Annotated in this window: 17 protein-coding genes and 1 tRNA gene; 6 read left to right on the forward strand and 12 right to left on the reverse strand. The window is 50.6% G+C overall.

Translation table 11 applies throughout. The annotated features are described in order from the left end of the window. Nucleotides 1-44 precede the first annotated feature (44 nt). Nucleotides 45-1,985 (forward strand): glycoside hydrolase family 2 protein, encoded by a 1,941-nt coding sequence (locus AC1RVX_RS26820; protein WP_493219650.1) that lies wholly within the window; start codon nt 45-47, stop codon nt 1,983-1,985. A gap of 49 nt (nt 1,986-2,034) precedes the next feature. Here the strand turns inward: AC1RVX_RS26820 and AC1RVX_RS26825 are convergent, their stop codons facing one another. The 8 genes from AC1RVX_RS26825 to AC1RVX_RS26860 all read right to left on the reverse strand — a co-directional run bounded on the left by AC1RVX_RS26825 (nt 2,035) and on the right by AC1RVX_RS26860 (nt 13,108). Next, the gene (locus AC1RVX_RS26825; protein ID WP_493219651.1) at nt 2,035-4,881 is read right to left on the reverse strand and encodes a M16 family metallopeptidase; all 2,847 of its coding nucleotides are present in this window, start codon (nt 4,879-4,881) and stop codon (nt 2,035-2,037) included. Between the two features lie 139 nt (nt 4,882-5,020). Beyond that, entirely contained in the window at nt 5,021-5,815 is a 795-nt protein-coding gene (locus AC1RVX_RS26830) for a UCP032817 domain-containing protein (protein WP_493219652.1), read from the reverse strand. 130 nt (nt 5,816-5,945) lie between these two features. Next, a complete protein-coding gene (locus AC1RVX_RS26835; RefSeq protein WP_493219653.1) occupies nt 5,946-6,455 on the reverse strand; it encodes a DUF2867 domain-containing protein in 510 nt (169 codons plus the stop codon). Then, the gene (locus tag AC1RVX_RS26840; RefSeq protein WP_493219654.1) at nt 6,452-6,841 is read right to left on the reverse strand and encodes a DUF6463 family protein; all 390 of its coding nucleotides are present in this window, start codon (nt 6,839-6,841) and stop codon (nt 6,452-6,454) included. The genes AC1RVX_RS26835 and AC1RVX_RS26840 overlap by 4 nt, the downstream gene beginning before the upstream one ends. Next, complete coding sequence (locus tag AC1RVX_RS26845) at nt 6,825-8,177, reverse strand: ABC1 kinase family protein (RefSeq protein ID WP_493219655.1); 1,353 nt, start codon at nt 8,175-8,177, stop codon at nt 6,825-6,827. The genes AC1RVX_RS26840 and AC1RVX_RS26845 overlap by 17 nt, the downstream gene beginning before the upstream one ends. Beyond that, nucleotides 8,174-8,917, reverse strand: coding sequence for a TetR/AcrR family transcriptional regulator (locus AC1RVX_RS26850; protein WP_493219656.1), 744 nt, complete (start codon nt 8,915-8,917; stop codon nt 8,174-8,176). The genes AC1RVX_RS26845 and AC1RVX_RS26850 overlap by 4 nt, the downstream gene beginning before the upstream one ends. A 283-nt stretch (nt 8,918-9,200) precedes the next feature. Then, complete coding sequence (locus tag AC1RVX_RS26855) at nt 9,201-11,453, reverse strand: ATP-dependent DNA helicase (protein ID WP_493219657.1); 2,253 nt, start codon at nt 11,451-11,453, stop codon at nt 9,201-9,203. Beyond that, the gene (locus tag AC1RVX_RS26860) at nt 11,450-13,108 is read right to left on the reverse strand and encodes a VRR-NUC domain-containing protein (protein ID WP_493219658.1); all 1,659 of its coding nucleotides are present in this window, start codon (nt 13,106-13,108) and stop codon (nt 11,450-11,452) included. The genes AC1RVX_RS26855 and AC1RVX_RS26860 overlap by 4 nt, the downstream gene beginning before the upstream one ends. A 235-nt stretch (nt 13,109-13,343) precedes the next feature. On the opposite strand from AC1RVX_RS26860, the gene AC1RVX_RS26865 reads away from it, so the two are divergent. The 4 genes from AC1RVX_RS26865 (at nt 13,344) to AC1RVX_RS26880 (ending at nt 20,593) form a co-directional block, all read left to right on the forward strand. Continuing rightward, nucleotides 13,344-13,709 carry a hypothetical protein gene (locus tag AC1RVX_RS26865; RefSeq protein ID WP_493219659.1) on the forward strand — a complete coding sequence of 122 codons (366 nt, stop codon included), beginning with the start codon at nt 13,344-13,346 and terminating at the stop codon, nt 13,707-13,709. Between the two features lie 303 nt (nt 13,710-14,012). Beyond that, nucleotides 14,013-16,160: a LamG-like jellyroll fold domain-containing protein gene (locus AC1RVX_RS26870; RefSeq protein ID WP_493219709.1), complete on the forward strand. Its 2,148-nt coding sequence runs from the start codon at nt 14,013-14,015 to the stop codon at nt 16,158-16,160. Between the two features lie 216 nt (nt 16,161-16,376). Beyond that, on the forward strand, nt 16,377-20,315 hold the full coding sequence (locus AC1RVX_RS26875; protein WP_493219660.1) for an eCIS core domain-containing protein: 3,939 nt from the start codon (nt 16,377-16,379) through the stop codon (nt 20,313-20,315). A 98-nt stretch (nt 20,316-20,413) separates the two neighbouring features. Next, on the forward strand, nt 20,414-20,593 hold the full coding sequence (locus tag AC1RVX_RS26880; RefSeq protein WP_493219661.1) for a hypothetical protein: 180 nt from the start codon (nt 20,414-20,416) through the stop codon (nt 20,591-20,593). A 55-nt stretch (nt 20,594-20,648) separates the two neighbouring features. On the opposite strand, the gene AC1RVX_RS26885 is transcribed toward AC1RVX_RS26880, so the two are convergent. Next, nucleotides 20,649-22,358 (reverse strand): DNA/RNA non-specific endonuclease, encoded by a 1,710-nt coding sequence (locus AC1RVX_RS26885; protein WP_493219662.1) that lies wholly within the window; start codon nt 22,356-22,358, stop codon nt 20,649-20,651. Between the two features lie 281 nt (nt 22,359-22,639). Between AC1RVX_RS26885 and AC1RVX_RS26890 the strand changes: the two genes are divergently transcribed. Continuing rightward, nucleotides 22,640-23,365: a substrate-binding periplasmic protein gene (locus AC1RVX_RS26890; RefSeq protein ID WP_493219663.1), complete on the forward strand. Its 726-nt coding sequence runs from the start codon at nt 22,640-22,642 to the stop codon at nt 23,363-23,365. A gap of 262 nt (nt 23,366-23,627) precedes the next feature. Here the strand turns inward: AC1RVX_RS26890 and AC1RVX_RS26895 are convergent. The 3 genes from AC1RVX_RS26895 to AC1RVX_RS26905 form a co-directional block, all read right to left on the reverse strand. Further along, nucleotides 23,628-23,712: transfer RNA gene (locus AC1RVX_RS26895), tRNA-Leu, on the reverse strand. A gap of 86 nt (nt 23,713-23,798) precedes the next feature. Continuing rightward, nucleotides 23,799-25,223 carry an MATE family efflux transporter gene (locus tag AC1RVX_RS26900; RefSeq protein ID WP_493219664.1) on the reverse strand — a complete coding sequence of 475 codons (1,425 nt, stop codon included), beginning with the start codon at nt 25,221-25,223 and terminating at the stop codon, nt 23,799-23,801. Nucleotides 25,224-25,225: 2 nt separating this feature from the next. Beyond that, a complete protein-coding gene (locus AC1RVX_RS26905) occupies nt 25,226-26,968 on the reverse strand; it encodes an ArnT family glycosyltransferase (RefSeq protein ID WP_493219665.1) in 1,743 nt (580 codons plus the stop codon). Nucleotides 26,969-26,970 lie beyond the last annotated feature (2 nt).

Genomic DNA, 26,970 nt, shown 5'->3' on the forward strand with positions numbered 1-26,970 from the left:
CAGAGGTACGAAATACGTTGACGATAGATCAGGATTGGCGATTCATGCGCAGCGATGTCACCCACGGTGGTGCGACGAACCTTGATGACAGTGGTTGGGAAAAAATCAGTCTACCGCACAGTTATAATGCTGGCGACGGCACAGACCCCAAAACCTATCGCGGTCCCGCCTGGTATCGCAAGCTAGTGGCCCTGGCCAAACCCACCGCCAATCAACGCATTTATATCGAATTCGATGGTGCCGCACTGGCGACTGAAGTGTGGATCAACGACACGAAAGTCGGCAGTCACAATGGCGGGTTTGCGCGTTTTCGTTTCGATATCACTCCCTATGTCAGGTCTGGCTCCAATGTCGTGGCGGTGCGTGTCGACAATTCCAAACTGGCAGATGTGGCACCGCTTGGTGGCGATTACACTGTGTTTGGAGGCGTATACCGCAATGTTCGTCTGGTGACGACACAGGACGTGCATTTCGATATGCAGGATTACGGATCGTCCGGGATCTATTTCAAAGCAAAGAACGTGACGGCCAAAAGTGCCGAGTTGAACTGGGTAGCGCGCTTGGCAAATGATCGTGACAGAGCGATCCAGGTTGATGTCGTCGTGCATCTGTATGATGTGAGACACAAGGCCGTGGCGACCTTGAGCAAGGCAGTGAATTTGCCGCCGCATGAGATAATGCTGGTGTCGCTCGACACTCTGTTTGAGACGCCGCATTTGTGGCACGGGCGCGCCGATCCCTACCTTTATGCCAGTGAGGTCGATATCGTCACGGATGAGACTAAACCGATGATGCTTGATCACCTTGCATTTCCTGTTGGTATTCGCGACATTCGTCTCGATGCGGACAAGGGGCTGCTGCTAAATGGTCAGGCTTATAGCGTCCACGGTGTCAACATTCATCAGACTATTCTTCCGGGCAAAGGCTCTGCAGTTTCTGACGCTGACATCGATACCGATTATCAGATGCTTGGCGATCTCGGTGTGACAGGGCTGCGCTTCGCCCACTATCAGCATGCAGCCCATGAATACGATCTGGCCGACCGTAACGGCTATCTTGTCTGGACGGAATTGCCAATGTCGTCGGAGGTCAACGACTCGAACGCGTTTCAAACCAATATCGCGCAACAATTACGCGAACTGATCCGGCAAAATTACAACCATCCTTCCGTGTTTGTATGGGGTCTGGGTAATGAAATCTATAAAGTCGACGGCACCAGTGCCCGGTCGCTCCAAGCCATGCAGAAGTTGGCGCACGAAGAAGATGTCCTGCGTCCGACCACTTACGCCAATTGTTGCAGCGAGATCGACGGTCCGCAGGCGTCGCATACCGACGTGATCGGTTCGAACGTTTATTTCGGCTGGTATGACGGCGACTTCTTCGACCTCGGTCCTTGGCTGGACAAGAACCATGCCCGTCGCCCGGTGACAGCAGAAGCTGTCAGCGAATACGGAGCGGGTGCCAGCGTTCCGCATCAGCAAGATCCACCGTTGCGGCCGAAGCCTGCCAGCCAGTGGCATCCGGAACAATATCAGACGCTATATCACGAGGCGGCGTGGAAACAGCTTGAGGCGAGGCCATGGTTGTGGGCGAGCTTTATCTGGGTCGGTTTCGATTTTCCCTCTGCCGGTCGAAATGAAGGCGATCATGAGGGCATCAACGACAAAGGATTGATCTCTTTCGACCGCAAAGTCCGGAAGGATGCTTATTTTTGGTACCAGGCCAACTGGTCAGCCAAGCCCATGCTCTACATTACTTCGCGCCGTGATACGGTACGCAGCGTGGCAGATGTTGAGGTCAAGATATACAGCAACCAGCCGTCCGTTAGCCTGCGTCTCAACGGTGCCGATCAGGGCGAGCATGTGGTGACTGACCATATCGCCATCTGGCACATCAAGTTGACACCGGGGCGCAATCATATCAACGTGGTCGCAGGAATATTGTCGGACACAGTCGACTGGGTTTACCAGCCGCAGCGTCCTTGACATCTTTCAGCTCTTTGTATAGGCCCAATTAAGAACACTTTACGAACGCTTATTTGCCTTTTTTATCTTCAGGATACAAGACAACCTGCACATAGTTTTGCATGTTGAAATAGCGGTTGGCTGCGTCCTTGATCTGGTTGGCGGTCACTGCCTTGATGCGTTTTTCTGTTGATAAAATGGATTCTGGATCAGTCTGGTACAGGGTTGCCGTTTGCAGATGATCAAGCCAGCTTTCATTGCTGCGCAGGTCAACCTGGTGGTCTTGCAACCATGCCTGTTTCACCTTGTTCACATCTTCTGCTGATGGGCCTGCTGTCTGCAGTTTTTGTATCTCAGCAAACATGGCTGCGATGACCTTGTTCACGTTGTCCGGGCTGCAGGGCAAATCGATGTCTATACCATATTGCATCTGCGGGATTCTTTGTATGGAACCGTTGATGCCGCCGCTATAAATCAGCCCCTGCTTTTCGCGTAAAACATCAATGATTTTCAGGTTCAATACATCCAGCATGGCATGGAAGCGGGTGTTTTCTTCTCTTGAATAGATGGTTGGTCCGGTAAAACTGATGGAGATAATGCTTTTCGCTTCGCTACCTACCTTCACATCTTTTTTGACAATGCCACGTACCGGCTGAATGTTCAGATCCTGATAACCAATCTTGATATCTGTCGTCGGCAGGCTGGCCAGGTAAGTGGCGATCAGCGGTTTGATCTTGTCGGGATCGAAACTACCGACAAAAATGAAAGTCAGGTCTTTGGCGCTGCCATACCTGTCCTGGAAGATTTCCATGCTGCGGGTCATATCCAGTTTGTCAAAGTCTTCGACCTTGGCCTGGCGCATGACACGGGGGTGGTTTTGATAAAGCGTGGCGACAACCTGATCTGCAAAAATAGTTTCCGGACGAGCCCAGGAATTGCGTGCCAGTTCTTTCTGTGAGTTGATGAAGGATTGGTACATGACCTTATCCTTGCGCGGACTGGTCATGCGCAGGTACAGCAGTTGCAGCATGGATTCAATGTCGTCATTGCTGGATGTGCCACCGAAATTTTCAGTGTAATTGTCGATGGTGGTTCTGACTGTGACATATTTACCAGCCAGTGTTTCCTGTACATCCTTGGCGCTGAAATTGCTCACGCCCATTTCCCAGACGATGAAATCGGCGTACCAGGCATTGTAGAAATCTTGGTCGCTGTACACAGACGTGCCCCCAAAGCGTCGGGCACTCATTAAAATCTGGTCACTCTTGAAGTCAGTTTTTTTGAGTATGACCTTGACACCGTTTGACAGACTTAATTCAGTTAAACCCAGTAGCTTGTTTTCTTTTTCTGCCACAATCTGGCCAGCCTTGGGTGGGGTATTCATCAGCGCGCTTCTGGATTCCTTTTCTTTATATGCCTGTATAGGACGATTTTCTGCCTGGCTGGCATATTTCAACAGATCGGCGCTATTGGGAACGACTTCACCCGCCTTATTGGAACCCATGTAAAACACCAGTTTGCTGATATTGTCTGGCGTCACATTTTTTGCGTACTGCTCAAGTTCTTCCAATGTGATGCCTTCATAAAACTCCTTGAAATAGGCATATTCGTTTTTCAGCCCAGGGATAGGTTCTGCATGCAGAAAATTTCGTATGTATTCACTGGCAAAGCTGGAAGATGGGGAATTATTGCGCTCGTTGTACATGGTTTCGTAGTCGCGCGCCTCTATTTTCTTGGCCCTTTCAAATTCGGCAATGGTGAAGCCGAACAAGCGGATTTTGTTTTTTTCCTGCATCAACGCATTCATTGCTGCAGGTATGCCTGATTGTGACAAGACTGCGGCAGACATGAACGATTCATAACCTTCGACCACTTGCTCAGTACCGGCTGACGCCGTCAGGAACGGTGGTTGTGCCTGTTCTGTCAATGCACTCAGGCGCCTGTTCAGCATGGATTTGTAAATGCTTTTGATAATATCCTGCCGGTAATCGCCTATGGTCAGACGCGGGGCGACGGGCTGCAAGGGGTAACGTATCATCAGCAAGTTGCTGGTTGCTTCCTTATCGGTGATGACCAGTGCCTTGGAATCAAGGTTTTTAGGGATGACGGTGGGCAGGCGGGGACGGGATGGTACCGGGTTTTTCAAGCCTGAGAAATATTCACGCACTAATTGCTCACCTTCTGCCGGATCTATATCACCTACCACGACCACGGCCATCAGGTCAGGGCGATACCAGTCGCGGTAAAAACGGCGCAGGGCATCGTATTTGAAGGTTTTGATAATGTCTTCCTTACCTATGGGCAGGCGATCGGCGTACCTGGAGCCATTAAATACTTCAGGCAGCAATTGTTTGCTCATGCGGTCATCCGCACCTTTACCCAGACGTGCTTCTTCCAGGATGATGTCGCGTTCCTTATCGATATCAGCATCCTTCATCTTGACGCCCTGAGCCCAGTCAGCAAGCACCTGGAAACCGGTTTTCAGATTGGCTTTTTTGTCTGTCGGTATCGGCAGTACGTAGATGGTTTCATCAAAACTGGTAAAGGCATTCAGGTCGGCACCAAATTTCACGCCTATGGATTGCAGGTAGGAAATAAGCTGGGTTCTCTTGAAATGGGTGGATCCATTAAAAGCCATATGTTCGGTGAAATGGGCAAGACCCTGCTGATCATCATCTTCCAGCACTGAACCAGCTTTAACGACCAGGCGCAGTTCCACCTTTTTGCGTGGCGTGTCATTTTTTTGGATATAGTAGGTCAGGCCGTTGTCCAGCTTACCCAAAGTAAGGACTGGACTGATAGGAATCGGGTCGCTGAGGTTGATGCCTGCCAGCGCTGGCAAGACGGCAAAACCAAAAATCAGGCTGACCGTCAGTCTGGTGGTACGATGGAATAGAGCAGTGAAATGTGACGGCATGTTGTGGATAGTGCAAAAAAACTATCAGTGTACCTTGCCCTATGATTTCGAGTGGAATTTCATGTGGAAATTGTGCTGCGCTTATATTTGTAGCATGACTTTTGTCATGAAGATGATTGCCTCCGGCTTGACAGTTGGCTTAACTACCACACCCGCCGCCACAACCACCACCGCAGCTGCTGCCACAGCTTGATCCGCCGCCGTCGCAACCGCCGCTGCCCGCATCGCAGCTAGTGCTGCCGCAACTACTGCCGCCGCAAGATGCGCCGGAGCTGGTTGCCCGGGCTTGTTTCTTCATCATTTCTTCATATGCCAGGTTGGATATGAGCCCGGTAGCCAGCAACTGATCCGCACCAAAGCTTTCCGGGTAGCTTGATTTACCTGCACCGACACCATGCGCATTCATATTCTGGAAACCGATGCGTGAGTAGGTAGCAAAGTAGGAATACCCATCTGGCATGTGCAATTTGCGGTCCAGTGCAAACAAGCGCGGCAAGGATGAGCTGCCCGGTACGCGACCTTCTGCCAGTTGTGCCGTGATCAGGCAGGTGGCCAGCGCTGCATCCATCTCGCTTGCCATTTGTTCTGCTTCAACGTGCGGTATGCTGCGACCGAAGTGCTTCAGGCAGAAGTTATCCAGACTGATGGATGACCAACTGTTCCAGGCATGCCAGACTGAGTCAGCTGCCCTGGAGGGCAGGGCACAGGGCTTATTGCTGCGGCGGACATAATCGAAAAATTTCATCAGTCCTTCTGCCGCGCGGGCAAAAAAAATGGCATCACTGGGGACGCCGGGGAATTCATATTTTGCCTTTGTTTGCCATTGCAAAAACACCGCATTGGGAATATCCATCAATTGACGCCTGTAGTCCGAACACTCGGTGATATTTTTTGCACGCATCATCTGATATTTTTGTTTTAATTTACTTAACATAGTCTTTAATCTCCTTTTCTCTTTTGTTTTGGTGATTTCATCTTAGAAGAGATTTATGACAATTCCGTGACAAAAAAGATGGTGGAAAATACGTATATGCTGTAGCCGTTATTTCAGAGATGATGGAAGCTTATGCCCTCGCCAATACAGCTGGTGCTATCACCTTATGTGCCGGGCCAACGAACAGCATATAGGCACGCCCCAGGTTATTGTGTACGTGCACAACCGTGGTGATAGCAATGCTTGGGTGAGAGTCCGTGACTTGCTTGGAGACAGAGACTTTGACATCCAGATGTTTGTCGGAATCGCAGAAGATGACTTCTTCTTCTGACTTGTACACCAAAGAAAATATCCCCGCTCTGTCACCTACCTGATAGTCTTCTGCAGACTTGTTTTTGTTCAGCGACTTCATCCCACCTACGTTCTTTAAACCAAACAGGCCAACAACGCGATTGCGTATGCCCATCAGGCAATTGACCCAGGCTGGTGTCCTGGAAAAAGTATTGATATAGATTTGCATGGCGCTGAGCCCTTTATGATCAAAGGGTAACTGATAGCAATCGTAAAAATACGCACCTGGCAAGTCTGCGGCGATTTTGCTATGGGCCGGGACTGCAGTTTCTGTCACGAAGGCTTTCATGAATGCTGCCTTTGGTTAGAACGAATACTCAACAAGGCCAGTGCTGCTGGCATCGCTAGCCAAAATCCAGACGCTGGCATCAATATCACTCCCAATATGCAAGTAATCAATATGCCCAGACCCAGCTTGCCGGCTTCCGTAAAATCGTGTTTGTGTTCCAGGCTGTTGATGATGACACCCAGCAAGAAAAGCGGGCCGCCAAACAGTAAAAACCAGATGGCTGCTGACCGTAAAGGATCACGATTGACGGTATTGAATACACCGCGTTCCAGCATGCCCAGAAAGACGGGACCATATAAAAAGATGGCGGCTACCGTATGCAGAGCTGCGACGGCTATCAGGTAGCGGCCTATCCAGATTTTGCGGGGTTTAATTTGTGCTGACATGAGATGCTCCTTGTTTGGTCCAGGCTATTTCTGTATTAACGACCGCGCCCATTTTTTTGAGCATATTCATCAGTCCCAGGTAGGCACGATCAAAATAGGGCACATCTTCATGCCAACCCGCCAGGATGCCCGACAGCAGCCTGCTATGTTCGGCATTGATGGTTTTGGGGTAGGGCGATTTATTGCTAAAGTCAAAGCTGCTGCTTTGAAATGCTTCCATCTTCCAGGCATGCAGGTCTGCCAGTGCATACATGACGCTGCTGTCAAATTCTTCTTGCCTGACCGTTTCAGAAAACAAACCCAAATCAATATAGGCAAGACGCAAGAGACGGTTACGCTCAACTTCATCCGTCATTAACAAGGCACGCCAACTGCTGGCCATGGCATTGCAAAAATGGGATGACATTTTATTTGTGCAACCGAAATCCAGTACGGCCAAGCGCCCGTCAGGCATGAACAAAAAATTGCCGGGGTGTGGGTCTGCATGCACACGGCCCAGATCACAAACGCTGAACCAGAACCAGTCAAACAGCAATTGCCCAAAATGATTGCGCTGTGCCTGATCAGGTGCCGTCACCAGCCAGGCGTCAAGGTGCAGACCGTCGAGTTTTTCCATTGTCAATATCCGCTTGCTAGACATCTCGTCTATACATTTGGGAATGACAATACCGGGCAAGTTCACATGCTCATGAAACCAGTTGAGCTGTGTCGCTTCATGTTCATAATCAAGCTCTTCACCCAGCTTGACTTCCAGCTCGCTCATGAAACGGTCTATGACTTCTTTGCGTGGCAGGATGGTGGTGCCCATCGCCATTGTTTGGAAGATGCCGCGCAGCATGCGCAAATCACTGCCTATGGCAGATGCAATGCCGGGGTATTGCACCTTGACCGCCAGTTGCTGGCCATCTGCCAATTGAGCATGATGTACCTGGCCCAGGCTGGCCGCAGCAAAGGCGTGAGAGTCAAACTGTGCGTACAGATGTTCAGGTGCCTGCCCAAATTCACTTTGAAAAACTTTGTGGATCAGCGCGCGATTCAACGGTGTAACCTGATGGCAGCCTTTGGCCAGTTCACGGCGAATGCCTTCAGGTAAAAAATCGGCTTCCATACTCAGCAATTGCGATACCTTGAGGGCGCTGCCTTTTAACTGATTTAATGCCTTGAAAAGTATGCGACCCAGTTCAGCCTCATGCTGTTCTTGCGCCACCTGCTTGTCATCGTCGCTGCGCAGCATCTGCCTTGCCTTGTGCCCAAGCTTGCTGGCACCTGCCTTGGCTAGTGCCAGCCCCGTGATGGCGGTTCTGCCCAGCTTACTGGCGGGCGGTGCCTTGTTCATCGCGCATCCCCCAGGCCACGTCCCAATCCATTCTGCACGAGCTTGACCATCTCCAGCAAGCCAGAACCATTTTGCATAATGCGCGACAACTGGTTACGCAGCATGAAACTGGCCAACTCTGATACCTTATTGACGATGCCGCTCTTCAAAGCCATGACCAGTATCGCCAATGTCATGTCTACCAGTTGCGTGGTGTTGGAAAATTCTTCCGACTCATCCTTGAGCCAATACGCGATGACGGCGAACAGATAATCACCAAACAAGCCACCGATCAGGTTCTTGAAATCGCAAGGGGAAATTTCGCCGCGTTGTTCAGCTTCTTCCAGCAGACTTATGATTTCCTGCTTCAGGGTTTGCTGGCCGGGCATATTGTCGCGCATCATCAGCAGTGGTGATTTGCCAAAGATATCGCGTGTGATTTCTACAAATTCGCGGTCACCCAGCAAGAGTTCCAGCAAAGCATCCACCAGCCTTTGCAGTTTTTCTTGCAGGGTAAATTCTTCCCAGCCTGGCGTTTCTTGCACCACTTCCAGGGTGATTTCTATGCACAATTCATAATAGGCCAGCAGGATTTTCTCTTTGCTGGGGAAGTACTTATAAATCGTCGCATCACCGATGCCCGCCTCACGGGCAATCTGCTTCATGGTGGCAGCGTCATAGCCTTTTTCAGTAATCAGGTCGACGGCAGTACGGATCAGATTACGCCGGGTTTGCTCTTGCTGAGACTTGGAAGTTTTCATAATCGAGACGAACTTCTATAAAAATGGTGTTTGAGTTCCATTAATATATACATAGTTTCGTTAAATAACAAGGTTTACTTGTTTAATGGGGAGTTTGTATTGATTGAGGGGTGTGAATTGGAAGGTAGACGTAGGTTGGGCTACGCTTTACCAGCCCAACACTCGGCTTGTAATAACGTACATCGTCCTTCAATCGCCCAGTGTTGGGCTGGTAAACTGTAGCCTAGCGAGGCCCGGCCTAGCGAGGCCCGGCCCAACCTACATGATACCCAACCTATAAACACTAGAGTTCCACCGCCCACCACCCCGGCAACAAAGCCCGCACATCTCCACGCCCAAACCGGTCATCAATCAAATACACTACGCCCTTATCATCCGTCTGCCGTATCACGCGCCCGGCAGCTTGCACCACCTTTTGCAGACCAGGGTAAAGATAAGCATAGTCATAACCCGCGCCAAAAATCTTGTCCATGCGCAGTTTGATCTGTTCGTTGATGGGGTTAAGCTGCGGCAGGCCCAGTGTGGCGATGAAGGCACCAATCAGACGAGCACCTGGCAAATCTATGCCTTCGCCAAAAGAGCCGCCCAGCACCGCAAAGGCAATGCCCTGGCTGTCTTCAGTGAATTGCGCCAGGAAATCTTCACGATCAGATTCATTCATACGCCGGGTTTGCAAACGTACGGGGATATCTGGATGCAGATCTATGAAGCTGCTACTGACCTGGGCCAGATAATCAAAGCTGCTGAAAAACGCCAGATAATTGCCGGGTTGTGCATGATATTGTTGCGCCATCAAAGCCACGATGGGGGCAACAGAATGGCTACGGTCGGCATAGCGGGTGGATACCTTGTCGACGATATGTACGGTTAATTGATCCGCAGAGAAAGGCGATTCCACATCCACCCAGGCGGTAGTATCTGGCAAACCCAAGGTATCGCAATAATAATTCCAGGGACTGAGCGTGGCCGAGAATAAGGCGGTCGTATGACTGGCCGCAAAGCGCGGTGTTAAAAATGTTGCCGGCACGATATTGCGTATGCATAGCGTCGATGTGCCATGTTCTTTGCTGATATCAAACAATGAATGGTCAGCAAAGCTTTCTGCCAGGCGGTTAAACAACAAGGCATCCAGATAAAACTGCTGCAGATCAGGTGCTAACTGGCTGGGATTGTCGGCAAAGTAAAGGCCAATGTCTGTGCACAGACGGGTTAATGCGGCCAGCAATTTTTCTGGTATTTCGGCATAGGCCTGGTAATCAGAATCCTGCTCTTTTTCCAGTTGCAGCCACGCGCGATACAAGCGATCCAAAGGTTTTTTGAGAGCAGGCGGTGGTGTCTTGCGCAAGCGTTTCAGGCTATCACGCTGCAACTCTGCGCTATACATCTGGCGCGCCCGTGTCACCATATTGTGTGCTTCATCCACCAGCACGGCCACGCGCCAGTCATTCACCACGCTTAAACCATACAGTAAAGCGTAGATGTCAAAATAATAGTTGTAGTCACCAATGATGACATCGGCCCAGCGAGCCATTTCTATGCCCAGGTAATAGGGGCACACCTGGTGCGCCAGGGCGACATGGCGCAAGCCTTCCTTGTCCAGTAATTGCTGTTCAACAGCAGCAGCGCGGGCCGCAGGCAGGCGATCATAAAAGCCTTTGGCCAGTGGGCAGGCATCGCCATGGCAGGCGGCTTCCGGGTATTCGCAGGCTTTGGTTTTTGCCACTAGCTCCAGCGTGCGCAGGTTCAACGATGGGGTGCTGTTTTGTATGTTGGCCAGCGCATGCAAAGCCAGTTGCCGGCCTGAGGTTTTTGCTGCCAGATAAAATATCTTGTCCAGCTTATGTTCTGCCGTGGCTTTTAACAGTGGAAACAAACTGCCTATCGTCTTGCCTATACCGGTGGGCGCTTGCGCCAGCAGGCAACAACCGCGTTTGCTGGCCTTGTACATGGCTTCAGCCAGTTGCCTTTGCCCTGGCCTGAATGTCGCGTGCGGAAAAACCATGTTCGCTAATGCCACATCACGCGCTGCACGGTGAGTCACTTCCTGCTCTGCCCACGCAATAAAACGGCTACACAGCAGGGCAAAAAAAGTCGCCAACTCCGCAGCATCAAGTGCCTGCTGCAATACCGTTTCTTTCTGGCTTTGTATATTGAAATACACCAGTGCCACACTGATCTTTTGCAAACCCAATTTTTGGCATAACAAATGCCCATACACCTTGGCCTGCGCCCAATGCAAATGGCGGTGATTGTCTGGCATGGTGTGCAAGTCACCCAGATAGGTTTTGATTTCTTCCACCTGTTGCAAGTCAGGGTCATAACCATCGGCACGGCCACGTACCTGCAAGCTGCCATGCTGGCCTTCAAGTCTGACTTCGCGCTGGTAACTACTGTTTCTGCGCAAGGCCACCGTCGTATGTCCGGCCATGCCTTGCTCGGCAGTGGGTGAGGGGGTAAAGCGTAAATCAAGGTCACCCTGCTTGGCCGTGAATTCACACAGCGCACGCACGGCTACGGTATAGCCGTCAGCACTCACTGATCAGCCTCTTGCCATTCCAGATAACAAACCGTGACGGGCATACCATGCATGGCACAAAAATCCAGCCAGCGCTTCTGGTTATCTTGCAGCTTATCTCCAGGGCCTTTGACCTCTATCATCTGGTAACGTTGCTCTCGCGGCCAAAACTGTATCAGGTCTGGGAATCCATTACGGTTGGTCCTGATGTCGAGCAAGATGCGCTCGAAACTATGCTTTAAGTGTTGCGGCGGTATGCATGCCAGCGCCATATCCAGCAAGTCTTCAGACAAGGTATTCCAAAACACAAAGGGTGATTGCAGGCCAAATTTGGCGGCATAGGTTGCGCGTATGGTCTGGCGGTAGGCGCCGGTATCCAGCTGCGCAAAACAGGCAGCAAAATCATCTGCCCGCCGCACCTGAAAATCTGCATTCAATAAATCTGCAGGCCCGCGATGAAATGGATGAAAAAAAGCCCCCGGTATTGCCTTGAAAATCGCTGGCCAGCACAACAAGCCAAACAATGAATTGATCAGCGCATTCTCTACATAAAACACTGGTGCCTCATCACAGCTTAAATGATCACGCACCACATATTCAACCACATAATCTTCTTGTGGAAACGGCAGGCGCAAAGCTAGTTCTGTTGGTAGTGTGCTGGTTGTTGCAGCCATTTTAGCCAGACCCAGCTTGCGCGCAAGGCGCGGGGCTATGCGCAACATCTGCTGGTGTTCTGCCTCGCTTTCAGGCGCTTGCTGCGCCAGCGTCAGCAAATCAAAAGCCGCCCGGGTTTGCCCGCTTTTTTCCAGCACACGTATGGCACGCAAACGCGCACCTGGGTAAGTACAGTCCGCATATACTTGCTGCGCCAGCGCCCAGTCTTTTTGCTTTTCTAAATGCTCACCAATTTGATACAGCAAACGGTTACGTCGGCTGGCCAGCCAGGCATTGCCCTGTGCATGCAGACCAGTGGCAGCCAATTGCGCCAAGACATCAGGCACAGGTTGCTCCGCATGGAAAGCCTCGCGGCAGGCATGCAGGGCCAGGTAAGCGTCGATATCAGCACGGCTGCCAAAGCCACGCGACGCCGCAGAAAACTCCACCTTCTCATACTGAAAAATACCCAGGTCAGACAACACAAATTCTGACCAGTCCTGATACAGATTACCAAAAAACAGCAGCCGCAGCCGGTCACACAAATCCTTGTTCAACACCTGGTAAGCCACATCATCCATACCCGCACACCAGTCAGAAAATGCCTTGCTGCCGGTATGCTGCTGGCCCAGCAAAGCCAGTTGATCTGCCTTTTGCAATTTCTTTTCAGCAGGCGTCATCGCTAATACCAGTGCCAGTTCTGGCTTTTGCAGCAAATCAAACAAGCCAACAATATCAATCGCAGGATCAGCCTGCACCCAGCCCATATCTACCAGCGCTTGCATGGCTGCACGGGTATCACCAATCTCTGCATAATTGAGCTTGCTGGCCCTGAACACGCAGCCCTTGCGCATCACCATACGCACATACAAGGCACGTGATGTCTGCGGCAAACCGGCAAACCGGGCGATAAAGTCTTGCTCATCTTGCACCAGCAAATCCGCATAGCGACCAGCTACCCAATCCAGCACTGTCTGGAAGTTTTCAAGGTAGTAAAAAGGATTATCCAGATTGGCAAGCATGAGGCAGGGGGGGGCGTTTAAATAACTGTATATGCATACAGTTTAACGCAATGTGGCATGTAGGGTAAACGAGAACCGCGAGCATTTCCGTCTGTATTGAAGGTCCAGCGGTTAAAATACCGCCATATACTCCTTCCTCTTCAAGGGGAAGGCAGGGATGGGGATGGGTTTCCATTGCATACCCAAGCAGTAATTCTGCTCATTACCTCGCCCAAATACCCACCGAAGACAAAAAATGAACAAAACCGAAGCTATACAGATTGCCAACGATTCCCTGCAAGCCAACGTCCTGAACGATGGCAACACCCAATTCTCACAAGTTGTACGTTATGGTAATGACGAAGGCTGGTGGCTCAACATCCCGCTGACCAACTTCAGAAAAGAAAACCACTTCCTTATCTGTAGCGAAAAAGCCAAAATTATCCGTCACTTGATGATCAAGGCCAACAACATCCTCAGCCCCGCCACCAAGTTCCGCGTCAAAGACGGCATCGCTGACATCTTCATCTCAGCCGGTAACCCCAAACGCCTGACTGACGTATTGCAAGGCGGTAGCAAGTACAGCTTTAATAAGCATTTGGTGGATGAGCACAGGTATTGAAAGATTACGGACGAGCGATTTCCGATGAGTATGTCAAACATTAACAGAGACATGCGCAATTTGATACATGTTCATGCGATGGACATCAATGTTCCGGGTGAGTGGTGCGATTGTTGAGACTGGAAATATCGGATTATTAAATCCGCCATAAATAAACGAAATTATTAAATGAAGCAAGAGCGAGGATATAGCATGCAGCATAAAATTGAATTCGAGTCGCCGTTGAGTGAAATTCCGGTTTCTCCGTCGACAGGGTTTGATTTGACTGGTGCAAATATTGACGATGCATCGCGTCGTGCTTTCATGCTTGCATTTGCGGGGCTGGCTTTGTCGGCTTGTGGTGGCGGAGGCGGGGCGGGGTCTGCGTCGACACTTCCGACATCGACAACTGCAACAACATCAACAACATCAACAACATCAACAACATCAACAACATCAACAACATCAGCGTTTCACCATCCGGGCTTATTGCATACACAGCCCGATTTTGATCGCATGGCAGCAAAGGTTGCAGCGAATGCGTCGCCTTGGATCGATAGCTGGAATATCCTGATCTCAAACAGTCATGCAAGCCTGAGTTATAACCCCAGGCCCCAGGCGATAATTTACCGGAATAATCCACCGAATGCCGATAATTCCGCGTTACTGTTTAACGACGTCGCTGCGGCCTATGCATGTGCCTTGCGTTGGAAAGTTACTGGCAATGCAGCCTACGCTGAAAAGGCGGTGCAGATTATGAACGCATGGTCATCGACGCTGACCAGTATCAGTTGGCGCGATGGTTACTTCGATGGTTTTTTGGCGGCGGGTCTGCAAGGCTACCAGTTTGCCAATGCAGGTGAAATCATGCGTAACTACTCTGGTTGGGCAACTGCAGACTTTACGCGTTTCCAGGGCATGATGACGAACGTTTTTTATTCGATGAATAGCGGCATGTTGACTACGCCGTCTAGCTTGTTGGTCTACTCTAACTGGGACCTGTGTGGGCTTGCATCTATCCTCGCTATAGCCGTACTTTGTGATAACCAGGCGATGTTCGATGCCGGGATTAATTATTTCAAAAATGGTCTGGGCAATGGAGGTGTAGCCAATACGGTAAATTATATCCATCCTGGCTACCTTGGTCAGACTCAGGAATCCGGGCGAGATCAGGGGCACAATACCCTGAGCATGATATTGCTGGCCACTATTTGTGAAATGGCATGGAATCAAGGCGTAGATTTGTATGGTTACGATAATAACCGTGTGCTGGCCGCTGCCGAATATGTAGCCAAGGGCAACCTGATCGAGAGTGGTACGACGTATTACAGTGTGCCGTTTTCTCCCTATACCAACGGTAGCGTCTACAACACCGAATTTTCGGTAGCATCGATAGGAACGCAGCGGCCCGGGTGGGCGTTGATTTATCACCATTACGCCAATCGTAGAGGCTTGTCTGCACCTTATACGAAAAAATTCATGAACCTGGTGTCCCCCGAAGGTGGGGGCGGTAATTATGGACCCAACAGCGGTGGTTACGATCAATTGGGCTACACCACACTGACTTGTACGCGCGACCCGATTGCCGCCAATGTCGCGCCGAGTGGTTTGACGGCATATGTAACAAATGGGAAAGTCATTTTGTCCTGGTGGGGTACGGTCTCTGCAACTAGCTATAGTGTTATGCGCAGCACGACGGCAGGTGGACCTTATACCCTGGTCGCGGGCAACATTGCTGATCCATTGACTTTTACTGACAACGGCTTGGCAGCCGGAACCTATTTCTATGTAGTGACTGCCGCGACCGCAACAGGTGAAACCGTCAAGTCGAACGAAGTGAAGGCAATTACAGCCGTACAGTTGCATACCTATTTGAATTTCGATGCCGACAGCGGAACCATTGCGGCAGATATCAGTGGCAATGCGCGTAATGGGACCTTACATGGTGCGACCTGGGCTAAAGGGAAACTTGGCAATGCAGTTTCCCTGGAAGGTAAAAGCGCTTACCTTAGCTTGCCGAATGATTTGCTATCTGATGTCGCCGATTGCACTATTGCCGCCTGGATTTATTGGAACGGTGGTGATAACTGGCAGCGCATTTTTGATTTCGGCTCGGGTATTGGACGTTACTTGTTTTTGACACCGAAAAGCAGTGCTGGCACGGTGCGTTTTTCTATAACCACTAACGGCGGTGTAGGCGAGCAAACTATAGTCGGCAAAACAGCTTTGCCGGTTGGCATATGGACACATGTCGCCGTAAGCTTGAAAGGGGATACTGGCATCTTGTACGTGAACGGCGTTGTCGTTGGTACCAACACAGCGATGACGACCGCGCCATTCCGCATGAGTAGCACAAATCAGAACTGGCTTGGTCGCTCGCAATATGCGGCGGACCCGTATTTCAATGGCTTAATCGACGAGCTGCGCATTTATTACGGTGCGTTGACGCCAGCGCAGATTGCCGCATTGTGATCGAATGGTTGAAGGAGCCAGTGGTTGACACAGATTAGAATTTATGCGAAAAATTGCTAAAGTAGCATAAAATAATGACACGCTGCCTACCAGACAAACATTCGTGTGTACTCCCTTACACCAGAAAATGACAACATGAGACGGCGATAGTACAGAGACAGACCGACGACGCAGATACTAATTCAAGTAGTAGGATAACCTCGCAAGAGAGAGCAAATGAAAACTGCCGTGCCAACTGCGAAAAGCGAATTACGGGCTGAATCAGCCCGTACGCAATTGGTACAGACAAAGTCAACTACTGAATCTGATACTGCATTAACAGACCGCAGATCATCGGTCCTTGCACAGCAAAAGCGCCAGCATATGGCGAACAATAGCAGGCAGGCGACACAGCTCAAAGCGCACTTGTCGGTGATGGCTGCCAGCCCGCAGGCCATGCAGATGCGGGCCATGGCCCAAATGATGCGCCGTGACGAAAAAGAAATTACGTCACCGCTTTCAGAAAATGACACAACGCAGATGATGGGTGCACAAACCCAGTTGAAGGGTGACGCTAAGTCACCTAACCGTACCGGTCTGCCAGACCAACTTAAATCAGGTATCGAATCACTTTCCGGCGTGAGCCTGGATCATGTGAAAGTGCATTACAACTCTTCACAACCTGCGCAATTGAATGCGTTTGCCTATGCGCAAGGCAGTGACATCCATGTCAGCCCCGGCCAGGAAAAACATTTGCCACATGAAGCCTGGCATGTAGTGCAACAGGCACAAGGTAGAGTTAACCCGACCATGCAGATGAAAGATGGCCTGGCGGTGAATGACAACACTGGCCTGGAAGCAGAAGCCGATGCCATGGGCGCGAAAGCAGCGTCCATGTCCATGGGGGAGCGTGGCCTTTTACAACCAAGATCAAGTGTCAGCAATACAGCGTCGTTTGCGGAACCAGCATATGTGGTGCAACGTTATGTAGCTGGAGAAGATGGAAGAAAAACATCTGAACACGGGCGCATTGTGTACCGGGGACGCCAAGACTTACTGGCATCACCTGATCTGGTCCGGAATGCAAATCAGCAACTTCAATCGTCTGGTGGGCATGGCAGCATGATTACCTTGGGTACAGGTGACCGTCGGGTAGTTGGCGGCATCGGCTTGGTTAAAGTGAGCCCGGAGTTTAATCTTGATGCTTACAATCGCCGTAGAGTGACACAACGTGGCGTCGGTTTCCATGAGCGTATGCTTGGACCAAATCGGACAGGCGACGCGCGCGAGCAAACAACTTCAGAAGCAGAATTACAAGCGATTTTGAGGGTATATGCGGCGATTCCAGCGCCCACAGAAATTGAGACGCGTAACTTGCAGCGAGCTTTGCGATCAAGTGGAGTTGAACAAGGTCAGATTGTAGTCGGAGATGAGATACAGGAGCCAAGCGTCAGTCCTGATGGGCGAATTGCATTGCCAGCTGATTGCCGGCGTGCAGCAGAAGCGATTACTGGTACCCAGACGGCTATGGGATACGATGAGCGACGAGTGAATGTCGCACCGCCCGGTGCGGCGCCCGCATTGCGTGGAGGGTCTGCCTTGGAAGTGCCGGGTGAAGGAGTCAGAGGTGATACCACTACACATCGATTGAGCATGCAGGTGTATGTCAGTAGTATTGGCCCGTTTCTTTTGGGTAATGCGCGAGCAAATATGTTGAATGCCGACATCTTTAATGACGCACGTTTTAGGGGGTTGGTGGGAGTTGTCGGCACGCCTGAGAACCATTTTTCTGCGCGCCCCGATTTTGCCTGGAAAGCTTATACAGCGTTGACCCCTGAAGGCAAACGGCAATTTGCTGCGTTTGCGCGCATCAATGAATCAGCCAGCCCAGAAGTTGGTGATAGTTATACTACCGTTACTGAATATAGATTACCAGGCTTCCGGAATCGTCGGGCGCGCGATGATGATGGCGCGGAGCGTGCCGATGGCGCAGATATTGACGCCTGGACTTTTCATTGGGGCGGCGTCATTTTAAAAGATGGTGAAGATATTCTTGCCCTGGAAAACTATTCTGTTGGCGACGAAAACGCGACGAATCGTAACTGGCAATTTGAAATGTATGGAACCAGACTTCCGGCGCAGACATTTCATCGCCGACATATGGCTAGCGACCTGCACGGAACGATTGGTACAACCTTGCACGTGCAGAATGCGAACACGCCTGGAGAATTACGTGCCTTCATCGCGTCGCTGGCTGAATTGCAGCGCCTGATAGGCAATGCTGGTTTTGCTGCAAAACGGCTAGCGGTCAGGACTGAACGCCAGAGATTAGCTCCCATATATGGGGCCGGGGCTCAACCCGCACCTGCTGCACACCACTCCGCAGTATTTACGCAAGGCGTTGCAGAAATTCAGGCGGCAACACGTTTAAATAGATACTGTCGATTGGCAGGGCAATTTGTTGCAGCAATTGGCGCAGCAGATTTTGGAGACAGGGCAACGGCATTGAATCTGCTTCTTGCCAGCATTGGTGCAGAATACAGAGAGTTGATTCGCACACCGATGAAAAGAGTGGAAGCTGCCAATACCGTGCATCAACAGATCAATGCATTCCGTCTAGCTGTTCCTGATTTGGAAGCCGTGATTGGTGCGGATGGTTATCGGGCTGAAAATGAACGTTTGACAGTTTTGTTCAATGCCATACCTGAAGACCGGCGTAATTTGGTCAATGCGCATGACATACGCCTCCAGGCCGCACGGACGCTACATCGGCAAATCATGACATTCCGTGCAGCAATCCCACAATTGGAAGCACTGGCAGGACAAGATGGATATGATGCACAAGTCGAAGTCCTCAGAAGATTGCGCAATGCCATACCACAGCTCAGCAGGGGTTTAATTGTGGCTGACATGGTAAGGGCTGGTAATGCCAATACCCTGCATCAACAAATCAATGCATTCCGGGCTGCTGTCCCTGAACTGGAAGCCGTGATTGGCACGGATGCTTATCAGGCAGAAAATGAACGTTTGACAGTTTTGTTCAATGCCATACCCGAAGCACGACGCAATTTGGTCAATGCGCATGACATACGCCTCCAGGCTGCCCGGACTGTGCATCGGCAAATCATGACATTCCGTGCAGCGATCCCACAATTGGAAACACTGGCAGGACAAGATGGATATGATGCACAAGTCGAAGTTCTCAGAAGATTACGGAATGCCATACCACAGCTCAGCAGGGGTTTAATTGTGGCTGACATGGTAAGGGCTGGTAATGCCAATACCCTGCATCAACAAATCAATGCATTCCGTGTAGCTGTTCCTGAACTGGAAGCCGTGATTGGCAATGACGGTTATCAGGCTGGAAACGAACGTTTGACAGGTTTGTTCAATGCCATACCTGAAGGTCGGCGTAATTTGGTTAATGCACATGCCGTACGTTTCCGTGCCGCGCAAGCTGTGCATCAGCAAGTCATTGCATTTCGTGCGGCCATTCCACAACTTGAAGTGCTGGCCGGGCAGGATGGATATGATGCGCAAGTGGCAATCCTTAGAGGATTACGCGATGCCATACCAGTAGATAATCGAGGTTTAATCACTGTAGACCTGGAAAGAATTGCTACTTCCAATACCGTGCATCAACAGATCAATGCATTCCGTCTAGCTGTTCCTGATTTGGAAGCCGTGATTGGTGCGGATGGTTATCAGGCTGAAAATGAACGTTTGACAGGTTTGTTCAATGCCATACCTGAAGGCAGGCGTAATTTGGTCAATGCACATGTCATACGCTTTCGTGCAGCCCAAGCCGTGCATCAGCAAATTAGTACATTCCGTGCAGCTATCCCGCAACTGGAAGCGCTTGCTGGGCAAGATGGATACGACGCACAATTCGAAATCCTTAGAGGATTACGTAATGCCATACCAGTAGGTAATCGAGGCCCAATCGCTGTAGATATGGAAAGAATTGTTACTGCCAATACCTTACATCAGCAAGTCAATGATTTTAGAGCCGCAGTCACCACCTTGGAAACCCACGTGGGTACGGCTGAATTTGAAGGACAAAGAGTCCAGTTGATGCCGTTGCACAATGCAATTCCTGTTGAACATCGACCATTGATTGCCGCTGACATAGTTAGGGCGCAGACGGCAATTGCGAGCCATAATGAAATTGGATAAGATCCCTACGGGATATGCAGCAAAGATGGCACCGTAGCTTGAATAAGCATTTGGTGGATGAGCATAGGTATAAAACGACTGCAGAATGGCGATCCCTGATGACGACCTTTGAGGCTGGCGGAGGCATACGGAATTTGACAGATGTTATATCCTCCGCAGAACTTCAAGGAAGAATCGATTTTCCAAAAATAATCGCAATCGGACACCTTGAAATTAAACATGACCAATTCCGTGACGCTGAAGCTGTTTTTGCTGATATGGACGAATCTTGTAGCTGATATATCGTGAACTAGCTGTAGCGTGGACCTTACACAGATTTTTTTCAGATGAAGTTCACCATTTCAAATATTTCGAGTTCGGATCAACATTGCGTTCCAGCTTATTGTTTAGCTCCCAACTGACCATGCGGGCATTGGTGAATAGATTGGAGCCGCCGCTTAAGTTCGGAACAATATGGTCTGCTTCTGGCCTGCTCAGGCGGCCAGCTTCCCACAATTTCTGATGTGGCTCGGTTGAATGTGGGACCCAGGCATCTGATTCCATATCGCCGCCGTTGAGGTTGCGATTGTATCTGATGAGCCAGTCAATTTGCCATGATTTAAAGCCAACCCGGGAACCAGGATTTCCTTCCCCGTTGATACCGTTGAGCCATAAAATATCCAGAGGGAGGTAAGGCGAATCCTTATAGTTATCTGGAATCCAGCCCTTGCCGTGCGCCTCTTCCAGGAATTCTAATGCGTAATCTTTGTTTTTCTTGACTTTGCTTTCTTTGCCAATGAAGTCAGTCGTCTTTTTATCAAATTTTTCACGCTCTACTACCGCGTGATCGACGGTAAATGATTCGACACCATCAATGTCAACTGCGATTTGATTCGGTACGCGGCCATCATCGTCATCGTCGTATTCAGGTTTAATCGTGATCTTCTTGCTGCCTATATACGTATCGAGCTTGTTTTCAACATTTTTCCACTCACCCGTATTAAAGTTAGGCAACATGGGAACCATATTGATGTCGCGGTAAGTGCCACCAAACTGTCGGGCAGCTACATGTCCACTGTGATAGCCCTCCATATCTTCATATTGTCCTTCGTCAAAATTATAGAAACTGTGAGCGGTAGCTGGTGCTGTTTCATCGCGCTTGTTTCTTCCCATAATGACTACTTTGGATACGCGTTCCCGGTCTGTTTTTTCATCTTCATAGGAAAAATCTTCGGTCTCGTAACTGATCTTGTCGATAGTCTCAGCTGTTGCCATCTGGATAGCATTGGAGGTGTTATTCGCAGGTGATGGAATAGGTGCAGATTGGATGCGATCAATATTCGCAGCTTGCACCAAAGGGCCACCTATTGCCTGCGCTTGGGCACCCATCACATCGGCTTCTGCTTCCAGACCTTGGTCATCATTGAGCGGTGTGCCTTCTTTCATTTGCATGGTCGGTCTGACCCTGCCTTGTGCCTGTTGTACTACATGCCAGGCTTCATGCGGTAAATGCCGCTCTTGCCCAGGGGCGATGTGAATGTCACTGCCCTGAGCATAAGCGTGCGCGTTGAGCTGTGCCGGTTTGTCAGAGTTAAAGTTGACTTTGACATGATCCATGCTCATGCCTGAAAGAGATTCTATACCTGCCTTGAGTTGATTTGGCAGGCCTGTGTTATTTCGTTCTGGAGTAGTTTCGTCAACGGATTGCAGGGTACCTTCACTTGCCAGTTTCGCTTGCAGTGGTTGTTTTTCTTCTTCTTGTTTTTGTACCGTGATCGGTTTGTTTTGTACCGAATCTTCGTCTTCATATCTTTGCGAGATAAATGCCTGCATGGATTTGAGTTGCAGTGATCGCGGACCGTTTTGCATCATATGCTGGTAGGCAAGCAGTTGCTTCGCCTGAGGGCTATTATTCGCCATTTCCTGACGTTGCCGTTGCGCAATAGCTTGAGGGCGGGCGTCGACAAACCCGGTGGCGAGTTCAGCCCCGGTTTGTGGTGCTAATGGCGTTCTTTGCTGTGGCTCTGCTTTAGCTTGCTGTAAAGGTACCGGCGCGCTCATCATCGACCTCGCTTGAAACCAGCTCACTACATAGAAGGTATTAATTTTATTTCATTTTTGAGTGAAATAGATGAGTGACATGTCATTGTTTTGAACCGATTTTACACACTTGCGCTTGCGAAACAGTGCCGTAGATTATCTGAATGACGATAGTGCTTGAGGTAAGACAAATTACATGTTTGGCGAAATGAAACATACGTGCCTTTGTTCAAAATTCGTCCTATCCTGTACCATGTAAGCATCATTCAATTAAGCATCATTCAATTGCTTATCAGGAACTGGGCATGCAGCGACGAACTTTATTACAACTTGCTTCCTTGTCAGGGCTGGCACCTTTCAGTGTTCTGGCGCAAGACAGCAAGACCCTGCAAATATCGACACTCATAGAAAAAGATCCCGCAACCCGCATCGCAGAAAAGATTGTCGAAGCCGCATACCACAGGTTGGGCTGGCATTTAGTTGTCCACTATTTGCCCGGTGAACGTTCCTTGCGGAGTGCCAACAATGGCGAAATGGATGGCGAGCTATACCGTAAGCTGGGTATGGAAAGGACCTATCCCAACCTGGTCATCGTGCCAGTACCCTTGCTTAGCTATGAAATTGTTATTTTCACCAATGGCACTAATTTTGTCGTCAATAACTGGGACAGCTTGCGTCCTTACACGATAGGTTTTGTCAAAGGCATTAAAATCATCGAGCAAAACACCGTAGGCATGAAACTGGAACCAGCCCCTACGGTACGCCAGGCATTTCAAAAGATGTTGCTAGGACGTTCTGATATTGTCGTTGCAAACCGCATATCTGGCCTCGCAGCATTGGCTGAAATGAAGCAAACAGACATCACAGTACTCACGCCACCACTTGCCACCTTCCCTGTATTCCATTATCTCAACAAAAAACATGAGGCGCTGGTACCAGCACTGACAGCCGTTTTACAAAAAATGCAAAAAGAAAAAATCATAGAAGGCATACAGAATTCCGTCATGCAAGAGCAGCAACGCCACGAGTAAAACAAAAACTGCAGTTCTTTGCGCAAGTCGGTGCAATGTTCAAATACATGCCACCACCAACGGATAAAGTATTAATTTTATCTTTTGGTTTGGTGTGCTAATTTTGGTATTTTGAGTCCATAGAATTGCTGGATTCAATTATGGACGCAAAAAAATTGGCTGGTAATAAATCTACTTGGACGCTAATAAACAAAAAACCCGCGTTCTTCATAGAGAAACACGGGTTGCTTTGTATGTTACTGGATGTCTTAAAACATCTATTTGGTGCCGAGAGCCGGAATCGAACCGGCACGCCTTGCGGCGCGGGATTTTGAGTCCCGTGCGTCTACCTATTCCGCCATCTCGGCAACGCAGACCGAAATTATGACAGAGCTGTCAGATTTTTGCAAGCGGGTGCTCAATCTGCGGCTTTCGGTTTGTGTTTATGCCCGTATTATGGGCTGATGTCTGGTCGTTCAAATTTCACGTTCCTGCGCCACATGGCGGGGGTAGGGAAGCGTTTTTGTACGATGCGCAGGTAATACCACAGGCTGAAGGCGACGATGGCCAGGCTGGTGCTGTTGGCCATCCAGAAACCGGCTGCACCGTGGAGGAAGGTGGGGCTGATATGGTAAGGGTCCAGGCCCAGGATGAAGCCGCCGCCGAGGCCGCAGCCCCACAATGCAAAGGCATACAAGATGGTGGGGACGATGGCAATTTTGTAGGCACGCAGGATGAAAGCGGTGGTGACTTGTATCGCATCAAAAATCTGGTACACCGATATAAAGGTGAACAGGGGCAGGGCGGCTGCAATGATCAGGGGGTTGGATGTATAGGCGTGCAGGATCAGGCCACGGCTGAACCAGATGGTGATGCCGATTGGCACGGCCAGCATGGCCGCCAGGATGATGCCGGCATTGCCGGTAACGCGGGCTGCCTGCATTTGTTTGGCACCGATGGCTTGTGCCACCAGGGTGCCGGTGGCGCTGGCGATGGATAGTGGCAGCATGTATAAAATGGTGCCGAAGTTGGCGGTCAACTGGTGGCCAGATACGGCTATCTCACCCAGCCTGGCGATAAACAGGGCCATGAAGGCAAAGGCGGTGACTTCGATTAAATAGCTTAAGCCCATGGGTATGCCAAGGTTAAGCAGGCTGCGCAGGGCTTTCCAGTTGGGTTTGACAAAGCCGCTGCCAAACAGGGCAAACAATTCATAATATTTGACGTGCTTGAGCATGAGCCAGCCGGTGATCAGCATCAGCCAGGCATTGACGGCAGTGGCGGCAGCGCAGCCGGGGCCGCCCATGGCGGGTATGCCCAGACCACCAAAAATGAACAGGGTGTTGAGCGGGATTTTAATCGCCAGTGCTGCCAGTTGTATGGCCATGACCATTTTGGGGCGGCCCACTGCATTGTTGAGTGCGCCATAAATACGAAAACCCAATGTGGCGGGTAGGGCAATGGCCAATATCTGCAAGTATTGTGCTGCCTTGTCATTCAATGTCGGCGAAGCCTTGGCGATGGATAACAAGCCCTGCGGGAAGATCAATATCAGGCAACCTATGCAGGCCAGAAAAAGGCCCAGCCACACGCCTTGTTTGATTTCTGCACCTATCTGCTTGAATTTGCGTGCGCCAAACAATTGGCCCACCACGGGGGAGATGGATTGCAGTATGCCATTCAGGCCAACAAAGATGCTGACGTAAATCGAGATGCCTATGGACAGGGCCGCCAGGTCAGTCGCAGAAAAGCGCGAGGTCATGGCGGTGTCGATCACCCCGTTGCCCACCACGGCCATCTGGCCCACCATCATGGGCCATGACAGTGAGGCGATGCGTTTGATATTGCCGCTGAGGGTGCTGGGGTGTTCGAATTTCATGACTATTTACGCTGGTACAGGGTAAATACTTCATCGTTGTCTGCGGCACGGTGACCAAACCAGATAGCGGTCCATTCTTTTGACTTGTATTCTGCTGGCAGCACCAGTTCCTGATCCTGGCCTTCAGTCTGAGCTTGATGCGCACGTTTGCTGTTTTGTATCAGCAGCAAGCGGCAGTCGTTGTCAGAGAAACCGGCAAATTTCATTTTGCCAAAATAGGCAAATGAAGCGCGTTGTGAAGGACCTATCAGTGCCTGTATACAGTCATAGTTGGCCGGCAGGTTTTTAGCCAGTTCTTGCGACAGTGGCGCATAACTGATTTTCTGGTTGGCCCATGGCAGCCACAAGCTCAGCAACAGCAGCCAGCACAAAATTACACCACCGCTGGACAATACCACGGCACGCCACAAGACGGCGGGTTGGCGCGATATGCGCCAGTACACCAGACGGAACCAGGCCACAGTGGCGACCAGGGCGATGAGCATGACAAAAATGTTGAGGCTGCTTTTGTAACCGGGGGCCAGCGCGCTGGCTCTGCCTGCCCATGCAACCGGCCAGCCAGTCTGGTCTGCTATCCAGTAGATCCAGATGGCACCAGCGGCAGCGGTGAAGATAATCACAGAGAACCAGTCCACGGCATTAATTGCGCTGCGCTTCATGGTGGGCAAACCAAATGCTGCCAATATGGCCAGCGGTGGCAATATGGGTAGTAGCAGGGCTTCTTCAGACTGGGTGTTGATGATGGCGAGTAGGGCAAAGCAGGCCAGGAAACTGACAGGTACTGAAATGTGCAGGGCTTTTTCTTGTTTGCGCCAGGCATAAATGGCCCATGCGGCAAACGGCCATGCTGGCCAGCTAAACCAGATGCCGTTGCTGAACAGGTAGCCTATGCTTTCTGCATTGGGGATATTGAATTGCCGATAATTCCATAACATCCAGGCCTGGTAAGGTGAGCTGTCATAGGGGTGCAGCAGGTTGATGGCCGTCAGCCAGGTGGCTGCAACCACGCAGGCAACTGGCAGGCTGATCAAGGCCAGGTATTGAAGGGGTTGGCGTTGCTGACGGTAAGCGCAGGCGGCCAGCAGGCTGATCCATAAGGCGATGGGTAATACCCAGCCCCTGGTTAGAACCAGCAAGCCAAAGACGACACCGATTTTGAGGGCAGTGAGTTTGCCAGGTTCGTCCAGCAGGCGTACACAAAAATACAGGGTGCAGGCGACCAGGGATATTTGCAGGGTTTCTGCGCTGGTTTCGTGGCTGCGCACCAGCAGGCCCAGGCAGCCGAGGTAGATCAGCAGGGCGCCATCGGCCAGGGTGCGGCCAAAATCTTTTGGCTCAGGCTGGCCACCAAAGGCCAGTTTCAGTGGCTGTGCTTCTGACCTGCGGCCCAGCAAATAAGTGGCGTACCAGACCGACAGGCAACCGAGCAGAAAAAAGAATCCTGTACTGAGGCGGGCAGCCATGGGTTCACCCACCAGCCAGCCAAATAATTTAATACATATGGCACCAAGCCAGAATGCCAGCGGGCCTTCTTCAGGCATGGGCAGGCCGACTATGTGTGGCCACAACCAGTCGGCCAGAGTGCCATGGGCCATGGTCCACATGATGCCAAAACCGGCTGCATCGTCACCTTTCCACGGGTCGCGGCCGATCAGACCCGGTAAGATATACAAGAGACACAGGGCGAAGATTCCCCAGCGCGGTAGCGCAACTGTTGCAGCAGCAGGAAGTCGGACTGGCTTCATAT

The organism is Undibacterium sp. GW821-FHT11B02, assembly GCF_058808955.1.

Bases quoted from the DNA above. Each gene is read 5' to 3' on its own strand.
- AC1RVX_RS26820 (WP_493219650.1), top strand. From the start codon at position 45: ATGCGCAGCGATGTCACCCACGGTGGTGCGACGAACCTTGATGACAGT.
- AC1RVX_RS26825 (WP_493219651.1), bottom strand. From the start codon at position 4,881: ATGCCGTCACATTTCACTGCTCTATTCCATCGTACCACCAGACTGACG.
- AC1RVX_RS26830 (WP_493219652.1), bottom strand. From the start codon at position 5,815: ATGTTAAGTAAATTAAAACAAAAATATCAGATGATGCGTGCAAAAAAT.
- AC1RVX_RS26835 (WP_493219653.1), bottom strand. From the start codon at position 6,455: ATGAAAGCCTTCGTGACAGAAACTGCAGTCCCGGCCCATAGCAAAATC.
- AC1RVX_RS26840 (WP_493219654.1), bottom strand. From the start codon at position 6,841: ATGTCAGCACAAATTAAACCCCGCAAAATCTGGATAGGCCGCTACCTG.
- AC1RVX_RS26845 (WP_493219655.1), bottom strand. From the start codon at position 8,177: ATGAACAAGGCACCGCCCGCCAGTAAGCTGGGCAGAACCGCCATCACG.
- AC1RVX_RS26850 (WP_493219656.1), bottom strand. From the start codon at position 8,917: ATGAAAACTTCCAAGTCTCAGCAAGAGCAAACCCGGCGTAATCTGATC.
- AC1RVX_RS26860 (WP_493219658.1), bottom strand. From the start codon at position 13,108: ATGCTTGCCAATCTGGATAATCCTTTTTACTACCTTGAAAACTTCCAG.
- AC1RVX_RS26865 (WP_493219659.1), top strand. From the start codon at position 13,344: ATGAACAAAACCGAAGCTATACAGATTGCCAACGATTCCCTGCAAGCC.
- AC1RVX_RS26870 (WP_493219709.1), top strand. From the start codon at position 14,013: ATGCTTGCATTTGCGGGGCTGGCTTTGTCGGCTTGTGGTGGCGGAGGC.
- AC1RVX_RS26875 (WP_493219660.1), top strand. From the start codon at position 16,377: ATGAAAACTGCCGTGCCAACTGCGAAAAGCGAATTACGGGCTGAATCA.
- AC1RVX_RS26880 (WP_493219661.1), top strand. From the start codon at position 20,414: ATGACGACCTTTGAGGCTGGCGGAGGCATACGGAATTTGACAGATGTT.
- AC1RVX_RS26885 (WP_493219662.1), bottom strand. From the start codon at position 22,358: ATGATGAGCGCGCCGGTACCTTTACAGCAAGCTAAAGCAGAGCCACAG.
- AC1RVX_RS26890 (WP_493219663.1), top strand. From the start codon at position 22,640: ATGCAGCGACGAACTTTATTACAACTTGCTTCCTTGTCAGGGCTGGCA.
- AC1RVX_RS26900 (WP_493219664.1), bottom strand. From the start codon at position 25,223: ATGAAATTCGAACACCCCAGCACCCTCAGCGGCAATATCAAACGCATC.
- AC1RVX_RS26905 (WP_493219665.1), bottom strand. From the start codon at position 26,968: ATGAAGCCAGTCCGACTTCCTGCTGCTGCAACAGTTGCGCTACCGCGC.